The organism is Rhodococcus sp. NPDC076796, from assembly GCF_040702765.1.
GTDB lineage: Bacteria > Actinomycetota > Actinomycetes > Mycobacteriales > Mycobacteriaceae > Rhodococcoides.
Genome location: NZ_JBFBMS010000003.1, coordinates 608,712 through 623,916, shown reverse-complemented (window position 1 = coordinate 623,916; position 15,205 = coordinate 608,712). Strand labels below are relative to the sequence as shown.

16 protein-coding genes and 1 other RNA gene are annotated in these 15,205 nt (G+C 64.6%); 16 read left to right on the top strand and 1 reads right to left on the bottom strand.

The genetic code is table 11. From position 1 onward, the window contains the following. Positions 1 to 66: 66 nt before the first annotated feature. The gene (locus tag AB0366_RS13175) at positions 67 to 435 is read left to right on the top strand and encodes a DUF1304 domain-containing protein (protein ID WP_366244278.1); all 369 of its coding nucleotides are present in this window, start codon (positions 67 to 69) and stop codon (positions 433 to 435) included. Here AB0366_RS13175 and hisN read toward each other — a convergent pair. After that, the gene (hisN, locus tag AB0366_RS13170) at positions 432 to 1,235 is read right to left on the bottom strand and encodes a histidinol-phosphatase (protein ID WP_366244277.1); all 804 of its coding nucleotides are present in this window, start codon (positions 1,233 to 1,235) and stop codon (positions 432 to 434) included. The two genes, AB0366_RS13175 and hisN, sit on opposite strands and share 4 nt — an antisense overlap. A gap of 92 nt (positions 1,236 to 1,327) precedes the next feature. Here hisN and prfB point away from each other — a divergent pair, with 92 nt between their 5' ends. From prfB to AB0366_RS13095, 15 genes are all read left to right on the top strand, one after another. Continuing rightward, positions 1,328 to 2,440, top strand: coding sequence for a peptide chain release factor 2 (gene prfB / locus AB0366_RS13165; RefSeq protein WP_027496571.1), 1,113 nt, complete (start codon positions 1,328 to 1,330; stop codon positions 2,438 to 2,440). 38 nt (positions 2,441 to 2,478) lie between these two features. Further along, entirely contained in the window at positions 2,479 to 3,378 is a 900-nt protein-coding gene (locus AB0366_RS13160) for a mechanosensitive ion channel family protein (protein WP_366244276.1), read from the top strand. After that, positions 3,375 to 3,821: a hypothetical protein gene (locus AB0366_RS13155; RefSeq protein WP_366244275.1), complete on the top strand. Its 447-nt coding sequence runs from the start codon at positions 3,375 to 3,377 to the stop codon at positions 3,819 to 3,821. Before AB0366_RS13160 ends, AB0366_RS13155 begins: the two co-directional genes overlap by 4 nt. Positions 3,822 to 3,907: 86 nt before the next feature. Next, the gene (gene ftsE, locus AB0366_RS13150; RefSeq protein ID WP_027496574.1) at positions 3,908 to 4,597 is read left to right on the top strand and encodes a cell division ATP-binding protein FtsE; all 690 of its coding nucleotides are present in this window, start codon (positions 3,908 to 3,910) and stop codon (positions 4,595 to 4,597) included. A gap of 66 nt (positions 4,598 to 4,663) precedes the next feature. Continuing rightward, positions 4,664 to 5,569: a permease-like cell division protein FtsX gene (gene ftsX / locus AB0366_RS13145; protein WP_121870240.1), complete on the top strand. Its 906-nt coding sequence runs from the start codon at positions 4,664 to 4,666 to the stop codon at positions 5,567 to 5,569. An 83-nt stretch (positions 5,570 to 5,652) separates the two neighbouring features. Next, entirely contained in the window at positions 5,653 to 6,126 is a 474-nt protein-coding gene (gene smpB / locus AB0366_RS13140; RefSeq protein ID WP_027496576.1) for an SsrA-binding protein SmpB, read from the top strand. An 8-nt stretch (positions 6,127 to 6,134) separates the two neighbouring features. Then, positions 6,135 to 6,989, top strand: coding sequence for a DMT family transporter (locus tag AB0366_RS13135; protein ID WP_366244445.1), 855 nt, complete (start codon positions 6,135 to 6,137; stop codon positions 6,987 to 6,989). A 31-nt stretch (positions 6,990 to 7,020) separates the two neighbouring features. Next, complete coding sequence (locus AB0366_RS13130; protein ID WP_366244273.1) at positions 7,021 to 8,472, top strand: SDR family NAD(P)-dependent oxidoreductase; 1,452 nt, start codon at positions 7,021 to 7,023, stop codon at positions 8,470 to 8,472. A gap of 65 nt (positions 8,473 to 8,537) precedes the next feature. Beyond that, positions 8,538 to 8,908: a transfer-messenger RNA gene (gene ssrA, locus AB0366_RS13125) on the top strand. Between the two features lie 118 nt (positions 8,909 to 9,026). Beyond that, a complete protein-coding gene (locus AB0366_RS13120) occupies positions 9,027 to 9,716 on the top strand; it encodes an alpha/beta fold hydrolase (RefSeq protein ID WP_366244272.1) in 690 nt (229 codons plus the stop codon). Further along, the gene (locus AB0366_RS13115) at positions 9,713 to 10,984 is read left to right on the top strand and encodes an FAD-dependent oxidoreductase (protein ID WP_366244271.1); all 1,272 of its coding nucleotides are present in this window, start codon (positions 9,713 to 9,715) and stop codon (positions 10,982 to 10,984) included. The genes AB0366_RS13120 and AB0366_RS13115 overlap by 4 nt, the downstream gene beginning before the upstream one ends. Continuing rightward, positions 10,975 to 11,754, top strand: coding sequence for a DUF1365 domain-containing protein (locus AB0366_RS13110; protein ID WP_366244269.1), 780 nt, complete (start codon positions 10,975 to 10,977; stop codon positions 11,752 to 11,754). The genes AB0366_RS13115 and AB0366_RS13110 overlap by 10 nt, the downstream gene beginning before the upstream one ends. Continuing rightward, complete coding sequence (locus AB0366_RS13105; protein WP_366244268.1) at positions 11,751 to 13,061, top strand: cyclopropane-fatty-acyl-phospholipid synthase family protein; 1,311 nt, start codon at positions 11,751 to 11,753, stop codon at positions 13,059 to 13,061. The genes AB0366_RS13110 and AB0366_RS13105 overlap by 4 nt, the downstream gene beginning before the upstream one ends. Continuing rightward, a complete protein-coding gene (locus AB0366_RS13100) occupies positions 13,058 to 14,383 on the top strand; it encodes a cyclopropane-fatty-acyl-phospholipid synthase family protein (RefSeq protein WP_366244266.1) in 1,326 nt (441 codons plus the stop codon). The genes AB0366_RS13105 and AB0366_RS13100 overlap by 4 nt, the downstream gene beginning before the upstream one ends. Continuing rightward, positions 14,371 to 15,171 (top strand): DUF1295 domain-containing protein, encoded by an 801-nt coding sequence (locus tag AB0366_RS13095; protein ID WP_366244264.1) that lies wholly within the window; start codon positions 14,371 to 14,373, stop codon positions 15,169 to 15,171. The genes AB0366_RS13100 and AB0366_RS13095 overlap by 13 nt, the downstream gene beginning before the upstream one ends. Positions 15,172 to 15,205 lie beyond the last annotated feature (34 nt).

Genomic DNA, 15,205 nt, shown 5'->3' with positions numbered 1-15,205 from the left:
CCGGTGGTCTCGACACCCGCGCGACATTTCGTATCACCCGTCGTATCGGTGTGACAGGCTGTTCGCGTGCATCCGATCGCTCAGGTCTTCGCCGCCGTCGCCGCGGCCCTTCACGTCGTCATCTTCGTCATGGAAAGCGTGGTGTGGTCCAGGCCCGCGGTGTGGGGGCGCTTCGGCGTCGCGAGTCAGAACGACGCCGACGTCGTGAAACCGATGGCCTTCAATCAGGGCTTCTACAACCTGTTTCTCGCCATCGGCATCGTGGTCGGGCTGATCGTGGGCGGGTCTGCAGGCCACGCCATCGTCTACTTCGCCTGCGCCAGCATCGTCGGCGCAGCGCTCGTTCTGGCCACCGGCGGCGCGAAGTATTTCCGAGCCGCCTTCGTCCAGGGCATCACGCCGCTGATCGCGCTGATTCTGGCTGCAGTTCTCTAGGCGAGATTTTTCGCGCTGGGGGACAGGTGCGCGAGGACCTCGTGGTGCAGTAGGCCGTTGGTGGCCACTGCGCTGCCGCCGTGTGGGCCTGCGCTGCCGTCGAGTGCGGTGAAGTCGCCCCCGGCCTCGCGTACGAGGACGTCGAGCGCGGCCAGGTCCCACAGCGAGACCTCGGGTTCGGCGGCGATGTCGACTGCCCCCTCGGCGACAAGGCAATACGAGAAGAAGTCGCCGTAGCCGCGCACCCGCCACACGGCGTCGGTCAGATCGAGGAACCGATCCCTGATGCCCAATTCGGACCACCCGCTGAGGCTGGAGAAACTCAGACTCGACGACGCCAGCGAATCGACCCTCGAGACCTCGATCCGGCGCGGGGTGCCCCCGTCCGATGCCGTCCAGGCACCCAGATCGAGCGCGGCCCACCAGCGTCGGTTCAAGGCAGGTGCGCTGACGACTCCGACCCGGGGTACGCCGTCGTCGAGCAGGGCGATCAAGGTGGCCCACACCGGTACGCCGCGGACGAAGTTCTTGGTGCCGTCGATGGGATCGACGACCCACTGGCGTCCGCGCAACGTCGGCGTGCCGCCGAACTCCTCGCCCAGCAACGCGTCGGCGGGGCGGTGTGATCCGAGAGAGCTGCGGATCGTCGTCTCGACGGCCAGATCCGCGTCGGACACCGGTGTCAGATCCGGCTTGGAATCCACCGAGAGGTCCATGGCGAGAAATCGTCGGCGAGTGATGGCGTCGGCCTCGTCGGCGAGTCGAAGGGCGAGAGAAAGATCCTCGGAGTAGTCGGTCACCGCGTAAGACTAACGACGGGTACGGCCGACTGTGCCTGCCGATACTCGGGGGCGGTCGGGCGTGGGTTCGCGTGCCGGTAACCTTGACTCTCGTGCATCCCGACGTTTCTGCAGACCTGGCCGAGCTCGACACCACTCTGTCCACCGTCGAGTCGGTTCTCGACGTCGAGGAACTGCGGCGACGCATCGACGAACTCGAGCACCAGGCCGCGTCACCGGACCTGTGGAACGACCAGGAACACGCGCAGCAGGTGACCAGCCAACTGTCTCATGCGCAGGCCGAACTTCGCCGCGTCGAAGAGCTCCGCCAGCGCCTCGAGGACATGCCGGTGCTGTACGAGCTCGCCGAGGGTGAAGAGGGTGAGGCAGCCGCGTCGGCCACTGCCGATGCCGACGCCGAACGCGCGTCGCTCCGGGAGGACATCGCAGCCATGGAAGTACGGACCCTGCTGTCCGGTGAGTACGACGCGCGCGACGCGCTGGTGAACATCCGGTCCGGCGCAGGTGGGATCGACGCCGCCGACTGGGCGGAGATGCTCATGCGCATGTACATCCGCTGGGCCGAGAAGCACGGCTACGGCGTCGAGGTCTACGACACGTCCTACGCCGAAGAAGCAGGCATCAAGAGCGCTACGTTCGCAGTCAAGGCCCCGTACACCTACGGCACGTTGTCGGTCGAGCAAGGAACGCACCGTCTCGTCCGCATCAGTCCCTTCGACAACCAGGGGCGTCGCCAGACCTCCTTCGCCGAGGTGGAGGTTCTTCCGGTCGTCGAGACCACCGATCACATCGAGATCCCCGAGAACGACATTCGTGTGGATGTCTACCGCTCGTCCGGACCGGGCGGGCAGTCGGTCAACACCACCGACTCCGCCGTTCGGTTGACGCACATCCCGACGGGGATCGTCGTGACCTGCCAGAACGAGAAGTCGCAGCTGCAGAACAAGGTGTCGGCGATGCGCGTGCTGCAGGCCAAGCTGCTCGAGGTCAAGCGCAAGGAAGAGCGCGCCGAGATGGACGCGCTCAAGGGTGACGGCGGTAGCTCCTGGGGTAACCAGATGCGCTCGTACGTGCTGCACCCGTATCAGATGGTCAAGGATCTGCGTACCGAGTACGAGGTGAACAATCCGTCTACTGTTCTCGATGGGGACATCGACGGATTTCTGGAATCGGGAATTCGCTGGCGAATGCGAGGGGAGCAGTAGATGACCGGTCATTGCGCAGGCTCCACTCCATCGATCCGATGACTAGCTGGTTCAACCCGACGCTCGACCTGAAGCTGAACGCCCTCGGGATCGTCCTGTACATCCTCGGCGGAATGCTGGCGGCGCGATTCGTCACCTGGACCGGGTCTCGGATCACCGCTCGAATCGACCAGAACTACCAGCACAGCGATGCGCTCGTGCGGTCCGAGGCTGCCAAACACCGGCATGCGCTGGCGCAGGTGATCACCTGGGTTCTGGTCACCATCATCTACATTCTGATCACCATCGAAGTGCTACGCCGATTCGGTTTCGGGGTCGGTGGTCTCGTGGCCCCCGCGACGGTCATCGGTGCTGCTTTGGGCTTCGGCGCTCAGCGCGTGGTGCAGGACATTCTTGCTGGGTTCTTCATCATCACAGAGCGCCAGTACGGCTTCGGTGACGTAGTGCAGATCGCGGTCATGGGCTCGGCCGAAGATGCCGAGGGCACGGTCGAGGACGTGACACTGCGAGTGACACGGGTGCGCAGTGTCGACGGTGAGGTCATCACCGTCCCCAACGGACAGATCGTCAAAGCGATCAACCTGTCGAAGGACTGGGCGCGTGCCGTCGTCGACGTTCCCGTGCCGAGCACTGCGGATCTCACCCAGGTCAACGCGCTGCTCCGCGCGGTCGGCCGCGAGGCCTTCGCGGACACCCGGCTGCGGCCCCTGTTGCTCGACGAACCGACCGTGATGGGTGTGGAGAGCATCGAGGTGGGACAGGTCAACGTTCGTCTCGTTGCGCGAACTCTGCCCGGCAAGCAGTTCCAGGTGGGACGAGAACTTCGCGTCCGCGTCGCTGCCGCGCTACGACCCGAGGGCATCAGCGTCGCCCCCGACGTCAGTACTGCCGGGGTCGCACCGGACGCGTCGGGACGAGATCGGACGGAGGACCAATGAATACGCCCGATACCGGAACCGAACGCCCTCAAAGGAACTGGCGACAGTGGCGCATTCCGGCCAAGATCTACGGCCGCGTCCGCACGTCCACAGTGGCATTCGGCATCTGCTTCGTGCTCACTGGATTGTGGTACGGCCAGGTCAGCGCCGAGATCGCGGAGAGGGACAGTGAACAGATTCAGGGTCCTACAGCCGTGGATTCGTCCGAGCTCACCCCGTACACCCAGCCGCAGTCCGAGCCCAGTTTCTCCGGTAGTTCGACCACGACACCGACTCCCACCGCCACCTCCGGTGCCGAGCAGTCGGGAAGCGTCGACGAATCCGGCCAGTCGGCGACCACGACGACCCTGCCGCCGACGACCACCGCGCCGTTCGGTGTCCCGCTGCCACCGGTGATTCAGTCGCTGATACCCAGCCAACCAGCGCCGACGCCGTCTCGGTGATGCATTCTTTACCGTCTCTCGGGACTCGCCGCGACGCCGGAGCGGTTCCGGCGGTTACCGGCGAGTAAGGACTACACTGGCGACCCGTGATCAGCACCTCGAATGTCTCGAAGTCCTACAAGACCTCCACCAGGCCTGCTCTGGACAAGGTGACGGTCTCCATCGACAAGGGCGAGTTCGTGTTCCTGATCGGCCCGTCGGGTTCGGGCAAGTCGACGTTCATGCGGCTGCTCCTCAAGGAGGAGACGCCCACGTCCGGTGACATCCACGTCGCCGACTTCCACGTCAACCGGTTGGCGGCCCGACGCGTCCCTCGGCTGCGGCAGAGCATGGGCTGCGTGTTCCAGGACTTTCGCCTGCTGCAGCAGAAGACCGTCGTGGAGAACGTGGCGTTCGCGCTCGAGGTGATCGGCAAGCCGCGGTCGATGATCAAGCGCACCGTTCCCGAAGTGCTCGACCTCGTGGGGCTCGGCGGCAAGTCGGATCGTCTGCCCAACGAGCTGTCCGGTGGTGAACAGCAGCGAGTGGCCATCGCGCGCGCGTTCGTCAATCGTCCGCTCGTGCTGCTCGCGGACGAGCCGACCGGAAACCTCGATCCCGATACCAGCCAGGACATCATGCTGCTGCTCGAGCGCATCAACCGCACCGGAACCACGGTGCTGATGGCCACCCACGACAACCACATCGTCGATTCGATGCGCAGACGCGTCGTCGAACTCGACAACGGACGAGTCGTTCGTGACGAGGCCCGCGGGGTCTACGGCGTCGGTCGCTGACGCCGCCGCAGATTCAGGACCGCACAGACTTCACGACCGAACGAACCGAAGGGCTCGGATTCCGCGATGCGCGCAAGTTTCATCTTCAGCGAGGTCTTCACCGGCCTTCGCCGCAACATCACCATGACGATCGCCATGATCTTGACGACCGCAATTTCCCTCGGCCTGTTCGGCGGCGGACTTCTCGTGGTGCAGATGGCGGGAAAAACCCAGCAGATCTTCCTCGATCGGGTCGAGGTGCAGATCTTCCTCACCGACGACATCTCCGCGACCGATCCCGACTGCGCCCAGGAGACCTGCGCCACCCTGCGCTCCGATCTCGACAACACCCCGTCGGTGGTGTCGGTGCAGTACCTCAACCGTGAGGACGCGGTGAAGGACGCCACCGAGCGCGTGTTCAAGGATCAGCCGGAATTGGCCGAGCTGGTCAGTGCCGACAGCTTTCCCGCGTCGTTCAAGGTGCGTCTGAGTGATCCCGAACGGTTCGGGGTGATCAACGACAACTTCGAGAATCGACCGGGTGTGCAGAGCGTGCTCAATCAGCGCGACCTGGTCGAGCGCTTGTTCAGTGTGCTCAACGGTGTGCGCAACGCTGCCTTCGCCATTGCCACGGTGCAGGCCATCGCCGCAATCCTGTTGATCGCCAATATGGTTCAGATCGCCGCGTTCACCAGGCGAACCGAGGTGGGCATCATGCGCTTGGTCGGTGCCACTCGTTGGTATACCCAGCTGCCCTTCTTGCTCGAGGCGGTGGTGGCGGCGTTGATCGGCTCGGCGCTGGCCATCGCGGGCCTGTTCACCGCCAAGAACATGTTCATCGACGACGTGCTCTCGGATGTGTATCAAGCCAACATTCTGGCCCGGATATCGAACAGTGACGTGCTGCTCGTCTCGCCGTTCCTCGCTCTGGTCGGAGTCGGAATGGCCGCGGTGACGGCGTACATCACGTTGCGCCTGTACGTGCGCGAATAAATCCGCTTGCCGTTCGGTTCTATGCTGGAGCGGTTGCCCGTGGAACCGCTCCACGCGGCGAACGCTCGAGAAAGGGCCCTGCAGTGAGAGAGAAGGGCCGCAAGGCCATCGCGACCAATCGCAAGGCGCGGCACAACTACTCCATACTCGACGTCGTCGAGGCCGGAGTTGCCCTCGTCGGAACCGAGGTCAAGAGTCTGCGTGACGGCAAGGCCTCGCTGGTCGACGCCTTCGCGACCGTCGACGACGGTGAGATCTGGCTACGCGGACTGCACATCGCCGAGTACACGCTCGGCAGCTGGACCAACCACGCGCCGCGGCGAAACCGCAAACTGCTCCTTCACCGTCGCGAGATCGACCGCCTCGCAGGCAAGGTGAAAGAGGGAAACCTGACGTTGGTGCCGTTGTCGATGTACTTCTCCGACGGCAAGGTCAAGGTCGAGCTGGCACTGGCCAAGGGTAAGCAGGATTACGACAAGAGACAGTCGCTGGCCAAGCGCACCGCCGAACGCGAGGTCACTCGCGAGCTCGGTCGTCGCGTGAAGGGCATGCGCTGACCGCTGTTCTGCTCGCTCTGGTAGCCGCCGTCGGCTACGGGGTGAGCGATTTCGTCGGCGGTGTCGCGTCCCGCCGGGTCGCCGCCCTCCGGGTGGTCATCGTGTCGTACCCTCTGTCACTGGTGATCGTTCTGCTCGTCGCACCGTTCGTCGGCGGCACCATCGAGCTCCAAGCGATGCTCTGGGGGCTGGCCTCGGGTGTCGCAGGTGGCGTCGCGGTGTGGTGGTTCTACCTGGCCCTCGCTGCCGGCCCGATGGCCGTGGTCTCACCGGTCACCGCCGTGCTGGTAGCCGGGATCCCGGTGCTGGTGGGGCTGTCGATGGGTGAGCGTCCCGGCGTCATCGCGTTCGTCGGTATCGCTGTCGCACTTGTGGCCGTGGTGCTGGTGAGCAGGGAATCTCCGGATGAGGTGACCGGCGAGGTGGCCGGTGGACGTGAGATGAAGTTCACCCGAACGGTCGCCTGGTTGACGGTCGGTTCGGGGGTGACGTTTGCGTTCGCGTTCATCTTTCTGCACCGGATCGGGGACGGCAGCGGGCTGTGGCCGCTCGCGGCGTCGCGCGCATCGGCAACCGCGGTGGTGTGGATCGTGGCCCTGGCGTCCGGCCATTTTTCACCTCCGCACGGGAGCGTGCTCAAATTGGCGGCCTTCGTCAGCGTCCTCGACGTCGTCGCCAACGCTGCGATGATCTACGCCTACCAGGATGGTCTGCTCTCTTTGGTGAGTGTGATCGCGTCGCTGTATCCGGCGGCGACGGTACTGCTGGCGATGGTGATGCTGGGCGAGCGAGTCGGCACGTTGCAGAAGATCGGAATGGTATTGGCGCTCGGTGCGATCGCGATGATCGCGCTCTCTGGTTGAACCGCATCGCGCGGGGGTAATGACTCCGGTTATGACAGCTTTCGACGCTTCCTCCGACACCCCCGCGCCCGAGAAGTCGCCGCGCGTCCTCGTCACCGGTGCCACGGGATACCTGGGCGGACGGCTGGCCCCGCGACTCCTCGAGGAGGGGTACACGGTCCGCGTGCTGGCGCGCACGCCCGCCAAGCTCGATTCGGTGCCGTGGGCGGCCGATGTCGAGATCGTTCGGGGCGATCTGAGCGATCGAGAATCGTTGAAGGAAGCGCTCAGCGGAGTCGACATCATGTACTACCTGGTCCACTCTATGGGGACCGCCGGGCACTCGGACTTCGCCGATACCGAACGCGACAGCGCCGAGAACGTCGCAGCCGTGGCGGCGGAATGCGGTGTGGGCCGCATCGTCTACCTCGGCGGTCTGCACCCGCCGACCGGTGAGCTCTCGCCACACCTGAAGTCCCGAGCCGAGGTGGGACGCATTCTGATCGACTCGGGGGTGGCGACGATCGTGCTGCAGGCCGGCGTCGTGATCGGATCCGGCTCGGCGTCGTTCGAGATGATTCGGCACCTCACCAATCGGCTTCCGGTGATGACCACACCGCGGTGGGTACACAACCGCATCCAGCCCATTGCCGTGCGCGACGTGTTGCACTACTTGATCGGGGCCGCGAGCGCGCCGATCACCGAATCCAGGACCTTCGACATCGGTGGTCCCGATGTCATGCAGTACGGCGAGATGATGAACATCTACGCGGACGTGGCGGGTCTGCGGCAGCGTCGGATCATCGTTCTGCCGGTTTTGACTCCGCGACTTGCCGGCCACTGGATCGGGCTGGTGACTCCCATTCCGCGTGGGCTGGCGATGCCGCTCATCGAATCACTGCAATACGACGCCGTCGGCCACGAAATGGATATCGACGCCGTCGTACCGCGTCCGGACGGCGGCTTGACCGGCTACCGAGATTCCGTGAGATTGGCGCTGCGCAAGATCGACGACGGTGAGGTCGAGACTCGCTGGACCGATGCCACCGGTACCGCGGCGCCGTCGGATCCGCTGCCGTCGGATCCGGCATGGGCAGGCGAGGTCGTCTACACCGACACCCGGGTCGCCCGCAGCGCAGCGAAGTCGACCGCGATCAGGCCCGCGCTCGAACGATTGGCCGACGCCGACGTTCTCACCGGCTGGCATCGCGACGTCACCGGGCCCGACGCATCCGCGTCGGGCACCGAGCACACCACTCGGCTCAAGTCCTCCACTCGACTTCCCGGCGAGGCCTGGCTCGACCTGACGGTCGGGGGAACTGCGAAGCAGCCGACGATCGAGCAGCGGTTGGTGTTCTTCCCGCGCGGTCTGGCCGGTCGTGCGGTCTGGTACGCCTCGCTGCCTGCACGCCTGGTGATGGCGCGTCGGATGTTGCGCACGGTGGTGCAACGAGTCGACGCCGATGCGGCCTCGAATTCTGCGGATCGCCGTGTCGGCCGTTAATGGAATGAATGTGTCCGGGCGAGGCGTTACACTGAACAGCCCGGACACGGTGTTCGGGAACATACGGGGCTGAACGGTTTCGACTTTGTATGTTGAGTCAGGGGAAGCGTGTCGGTGCAGGCGAGAGACCACCGTAAGCGTCATCGCAACCTTATAAGCGCCGATTCCAATCAGCGCGACTACGCACTCGCTGCCTAAGTAGCGACTGCGTGTCTGTCAGTCCGGGCTCGCCCTCGGTCCGGGTACTGGCATCAGCTAGAGGGCTCACCGATTCATCCGGCCGCGGGATGATGAGGAACATCAAACAGTGGCTGGGATCGTCATCCTGACTTGTTCGCGAGATCGGGAGATCCAAGTAGAGGCATAGCGGACTGCACACGGAGAAGCCCTGGCAATGCAGCAGAGGACCCGGGTTCGATTCCCGGCAGCTCCACCGACGAAGACCGGGCCGAGAGACACACTCTCGGCCCGGTCTTCTTTCTGTGTCGGCCAGGTCACAATCGACTCGGTCGAACCCATCCCACCCGAAGCGACCGCGGTGCCGAATAGTGGTCATGAGCAACGAGCCCATCCCAGTTCTGCGGACCGGCAGGCGGGTGCACGCGCCGTCACTGGTCGTGCTGGTCCTCGGCGGAGGAAAAGACTCGAGTTGGGCCCGCAGTAGGCCCTGGCATCTGGCCGGACTGAGGATGTGGCCGTTCACGTTCATGCTGCGGCGCTCAGGACGCGACATCTCGGTGCAACAACTGCAGTACCGATTCCGTGGTTGGAACGCCCCCGATCGAAGCCCCATCGAAGATGCGCGGTGGGCGCTCGATCGCATACACGCCGAGTATCCCGACGTTCACGTGGTGGTCGTCGGCCATTCGATGGGTGGCCGCACCGCTGCTGCTCTGATCGACGACCCTTCGGTCGTGGGAGTGGAGCCTGCAGAAACGACCCAGAAAATCGTGGGTGTCGTCGCCTTGGCTCCGTGGTGGCCGGATGGTACAGAGGTCGACACACTCGCCGCAGATCGAGCGTTGCTGGTGGTCCACGGAACTGCCGACAGGTGGACCGATCCTCGAACGTCCCGACGGGCGACCGAACGTGCGGCGGCGCGCGGGGTGGACGCTCGCTACCTCCCAGTGCCGGGTGGGCATTTCATGCTGCGCAATCCGCGGGTCTGGTCCAGGGCGACGCGTGACTTCGTTCTCGGTATCGCCGCCGATGCGCGGGCCGACTGCATCGGTGAACCGTCGTGACGCGGCGTCGTATCGCGGTGGTCGGGAGCGGCATCGCCGGCCTGACGGCTGCCTACGCACTGTCGAAGAACTCGTCGGTCACGTTGTACGAGGCGGACTCTCGGCTGGGCGGTCACGCTGACACCCACTACGTGGACGGCCCCGACGGACGGGTGGGCGTCGACACCGGGTTCATCGTGCACAACGACCGGACGTATCCGACGCTGCTTCGACTGTTCGACGAGCTCGATGTACCTACGCAGGATTCGGACATGAGCATGTCCGTGCGCTGCGACGGGTGCGGCCTCGAGTACTCGGGAGGCCAGGGCATGCGCGGAATCCTCGCGCAACGCACGGCGGTGTTCAAGCCTCGATTCGTCTCGATGTTGTTCGACGTCAAGCGTTTTCATCGCCTGGCCAACGAACTGCTGGACAGTGCCGAACCGGGGGAGTCCGAGACGACCCTCGCACAGTTTCTCGCAGATCATTCGTTCTCCACGTACTTCGAGTCCCACTTCATGACGCCGTTGGTGTCCGCGGTGTGGTCGTGCGATCCGTCCACTGCTCTGGCATACCCGGCCCGCTACCTGTTCACCTTTCTTCGGCACCACGGAATGCTCACCGTCACCGGGTCTCCCACCTGGCGCACCGTCACCGGTGGATCCATCGAATACGTTCGCCGGGTTGCGCAACATATCGACGAGGTGTTGCTCGATACCCCCGTGCGCGCGGTCTACAGGTCCGAGGACTGCGTGCAGATCCGGGACGGCCACGATCACCTACGCACGTTCGACGCGGCCGTGATCGCGGTGCACCCCGGTGCCGCGCTGAAGATGCTCGCGGAACCGACTGCGCTCGAGCACAGCATCCTGGGAGCGATGCCGTACTCGACCAATCACACGCAACTGCACACCGATTCGTCTGTACTGCCGAAGAATACGAGAGCACGGGCGTCGTGGAACTATCACCTCCCGTCGTGCGCGGCCAAACCCGACCGGGTGCTGGTCAGCTACGACCTGACCAGGTTGCAGCGCCTGGGCGAGACCGATCGAAGAATGCTGGTCACCCTCGGTGGAGCGGATCGTATCGACTCGAATGCGGTGCTCGACGAGATGACCTACGAACACCCTCAGTACACCCCTGAATCGGTTGCAGCTCAGCGTCGACTTCCAGAATTGGATACCGACACAGTGGCATTCGCAGGTGCTTACCATGGCTGGGGATTTCACGAGGACGGTGCGTTGTCGGGAGCGCGGGCCGCACAACGGGTGGGGGCCACGTGGCTCTGAAGTCTTTTCTGCCGACCACCCGCGCACACGGGGCGGCTCTGTATCGCACTCGGATCGACCACGTTCGACGTGCGCCGATCCGAAACACGTTCTCGTACAAGAGTTACAGCTGGTTCGTAGACCTCGACGCACTCCCCGAACTGCCCCGGATGCTGCGACCGCTGGCCTCGTTCGACCCCAGTGACCACCTCGGTGACCCCGACGCCACCCTTCGCGAGAACGTCGATGCGTTCCTGGCGGAGAACGGTATCGACCTCGGCGGCGGGCGGATCACGATGTTGGCCAGCGCGCGGGTGTTCGGTCACACGTTCAACCCACTGAGTGTGTACTGGTGTCACGATCACGACGGAGAGCTCCGCTGCGTCGTCGCGGAGGTGCACAACACCTACGGCGAGCGATACCGGTATCTGCTGCACACCGATCATCGTGGCGCGGCCCGCACGACCAAGGAGTTCTACGTCTCGCCGTTCAACGACGTCGACGGCGAATACTCCATGCTGCTACCCGAGCCTGACGCCGCACTTCGGCTCTCGATCGTCCTCGAGCGGCCCGGTCAGCCCCCGTTCGTGGCGACCGTCGACGGCCGTCGACGAGAGGTGACGACGCGGTCGATTCTTCGCACTGCACTCGAGATCCCGTGTGCGCCGTTGCGGGTGGTGATACAGATCCGCTGGCAAGGCATTCGGCTCTGGGCGCGCGGTCTGAAGATCGTGCAGAAACCTGCCCCTCCCGGGGCGCGAGAATTCCAGAAGGAAGGGGCCCACAGATGACAACTGTGTCGAAGGCCGATTCTGTGTCGAACCCGTACGGTGGTTCCACTGGCGGTCCCAACCCGCTGGTCGATCCGCGGGTCTGGCCACAGATCGCCCATGTTCCCGGTGGCGTGAAGGTAGCGGCCGCCGCACCCGTCGCCGACTTCCTCTTCCGCCGCGCGGTCGCGCGATTGCAGGTCCGGGTCGCGATGCCCGACGGCGAGGTGATCGGGGCCGGCTCGGCCGATGCACCGTTGATGACCGTTTATCGACCACACGACTTCGCCGCACGGGTCGGCGAGAGCGGGCTCATCGGATTCGGTGAGGCATACATGGCCGGAGACTGGGATGCCGAGGATCTCACTGCCGTGCTCGAGGTCTTCGCCCGTCGAATGGCGTCGCTGATTCCGAAATCGCTGCAGCGCCTCCGAGGGCTCTATATTCCGAAACCTCCACGGAGCGAGCGGAATACGACCAAGAACACGCGATCCAATATCTCCCGCCACTACGACCTGTCGAACGACCTCTTCGAACTCTTCCTCGACGAGACGATGACCTACTCCAGTGCGTTGTTCGCCGCATCGGGAAGCGACGACCGTGAGGAGCTCGCCGACGCTCAGCGCCGCAAGATCGACCGGCTACTGGACCGGGCGGGCGTCGGCGCGGGAACCAGGGTGCTCGAGATCGGTACCGGATGGGGCGAGCTGGCCATTCGTGCGGCCGCTCGTGGTGCGACGGTCCGGTCGGTGACCTTGTCGACCGAACAGCAGGAGCTGGCGCGTAAGCGCTGTGCCGCTGCCGGTTACGGGGACCGGATCCGGATCGATCTCCTCGACTACCGCTTGGTCGACGGCGAGTACGACGCGATCGTGTCGGTCGAGATGATCGAGGCCGTCGGGCATCAGTACTGGGCGACGTACTTCGAGACGATCGATGCGCTGCTCGCGCCGGGTGGGCGGGTTGCCCTCCAGGCCATCACGATGCCGCACGACCGAATGCTGGCTACCCGAAACACGTACACCTGGGTACACAAGTACATATTTCCCGGCGGGTTCCTGCCGTCGGTGCGGGCCATCGAGGAGGTGACCGAGCAGAGCACCTCGCTTCGGGTTCGCGAGCGTCTGTCCATGGGCGATCACTACGCCCGAACCCTCGCTCAGTGGGACAGAAGTTTCCGTGAATACCGCAGCGAGGCCGAGGGCCTCGGTTTCGACGAGGTGTTCGCACGGATGTGGCACTTCTACCTGTGCTACTCGGAGGCCGGATTCCGATCCGGGTACCTCGATGTTCAGCAGATCGTGCTCGACCGAAGGGACAACCGATGACCACCTCGACACTTTCCGCGGACCGGACCGATCGCGGTGTCGGTGTCGCACATCGGATTGCCGAGCTGATAGAACCCTTGGTGGGTGGTCCGCTTCCCGTTCGGCTGCAGGCGTGGGACGGATCCGTCGCAGGCGATGCCTCGGCCCCGAGAGTGCTGTTGCGGAGCCCGAGCGCTCTTCGCCGATTGCTGTGGAGCCCCGGCGAACTCGGCGCTGCGCAGGCATACGTCACCGGGGAGCTGGACGTCGACGGCGATCTCGCCGCGGCCCTCGATCACGTCTGGGGTGTGGTGCGTGAGCGCCGACTCTCGGCGCTACGACCGGGGCCGGCGTCGCTACTGCGGTTGGCGAAACTGGCCAAGGATCTCGGAGTGTTCGGCCGCCCACTCCCGCCGCCCGCATCGCAGGCCTCGGTGAAGGGGCGGCTGCACTCGGTACTGCGTGATCGCGCTGCGATCAGCCACCACTACGACTTGTCGAACGACTTCTACGAATTGGTACTCGATTCGCACATGGCGTACTCGTCGGCGTACTGGACCTCGGATTCGCCGGACTACACCCTCGACGATGCCCAGCGCGACAAACTCGACCTCGTATGTCGAAAGATCGGGCTCGACAAGCGTGCAGGGCAACGCTTTCTCGATGTCGGCTGCGGCTGGGGGTCCCTGAGCCTGCACGCGGCTCAGGAGTACGGCGCGCAGGTCGTCGGAGTGACCATCTCGCGCGAACAGAAAGCCTTCATCGACAAGCGAATCGCCGACCGAGGACTGCAGGACAAGGTCGAGATCCGAATACAGGACTATCGAGAGATTCCGGACGGGCCCTTCGACGCGGTGGCGTCGATCGAGATGGGTGAGCACGTGGGGGAGGCCAATTACCCGACCTACACCACCGCGCTGCACACCAACGTCAAGCCGGGTGGGCGCGTGCTGATTCAGCAGATGTCGCGGCGGGAAGGCGACAATCCCGGCGGCGGAGCATTCATCGAATCGTTCATCGCGCCGGACATGTACATGCGCCCGGTCGGGCGGACCGTCGCAATGATCGAGGAGGCCGGACTCGAGGTTCGCGACGTCCACGCCCTTCGGGAGCACTACGTGCGGACCGTCGATGTCTGGACGGAGCGCTTCGAGGCGCGCTTCGACGACGTGGTGGCGATGGTCGGGGAAGAGGTCGCTCGCGTGTGGCGGCTGTACCTTGTCGGCGGCGGGATGGCGTTCCGGGACAACAGGATGGGCGTCGACCAAATTCTGGCGGTCCGGTCCGAGAACGGACCGTCCGAGATGGAACCGGTTCGGCCGGTGTGGGTGTGCCCGCGGTGAACTGGTCCGACTTCCTGAGCGTATCGCTGGCGAGCCTCGGCGGTATCGCTCTCCTGATGATCGCCACCGCCCTCATCGGCGCGCGTATCGGACGCCACAACGTCGTGGACGTGACGTGGGGCGGTGGGTTCGTTCTGATCGCGCTGATCTCGGCTGCGACCGGAACAGGTGACTTGTGGCGTCGAGTACTACTGCTCGTCCTCGTCGGTGTGTGGGGGCTTCGTCTTGCCGTGCACGTCTTTCGACGCTCGCGCGGTCACGGTGAGGATCCGCGCTACACCGAGCTGCTCGCCAAGGCCACCGGCAACGAAACCCTGTATGCCCTGCGGAAGATCTATCTCACGCAGGCAGCTGCATTGTGGTTCGTGTCCCTGCCGCTGCAGGTATCCGCTGTCGCACACGGATCCGTTCTGCCGGTGGTCGTACTCGGCGTACTGGTCTGGATTCTCGGATGGACGTTCGAGGCAGTGGGCGATGCGCAGTTGACGGCCTTCAAGGCCGACGCGTCGAACAAGGGCAGGATCATGGACCGCGGATTGTGGTCGTGGACCAGGCATCCGAACTACTTCGGTGACTCGTCAGTCTGGTGGGGATTGTTTCTCGTCTCGGCGTCGGCGTGGCCCGGAGTGTTCACACTTCTGTCGCCCATTGCGATGACCTACTTCCTGGTGTTCGCCACCGGCGCACGTCTGCTCGAGCGGAGCATGGAGAAGCGGCCCGGCTATCGCGAGTACCAGCAGCGAACCAGCTATTTTCTCCCGCGGCCACCGAAGCAGCACAGCAAGTAGCTCGCGGGTGCGGCGGCGGCGTTAGGGTTGGTCG

Excerpts from the sequence above, each read along its gene's own strand:
- AB0366_RS13160 (WP_366244276.1), top strand. The coding sequence starts at position 2,479 with ATGACTAGCTGGTTCAACCCGACGCTCGACCTGAAGCTGAACGCCCTC.
- AB0366_RS13100 (WP_366244266.1), top strand. The coding sequence starts at position 13,058 with ATGACCACCTCGACACTTTCCGCGGACCGGACCGATCGCGGTGTCGGT.
- ftsX (WP_121870240.1), top strand. The coding sequence starts at position 4,664 with ATGCGCGCAAGTTTCATCTTCAGCGAGGTCTTCACCGGCCTTCGCCGC.
- AB0366_RS13130 (WP_366244273.1), top strand. The coding sequence starts at position 7,021 with ATGACAGCTTTCGACGCTTCCTCCGACACCCCCGCGCCCGAGAAGTCG.
- AB0366_RS13155 (WP_366244275.1), top strand. The coding sequence starts at position 3,375 with ATGAATACGCCCGATACCGGAACCGAACGCCCTCAAAGGAACTGGCGA.
- AB0366_RS13105 (WP_366244268.1), top strand. The coding sequence starts at position 11,751 with ATGACAACTGTGTCGAAGGCCGATTCTGTGTCGAACCCGTACGGTGGT.
- AB0366_RS13120 (WP_366244272.1), top strand. The coding sequence starts at position 9,027 with ATGAGCAACGAGCCCATCCCAGTTCTGCGGACCGGCAGGCGGGTGCAC.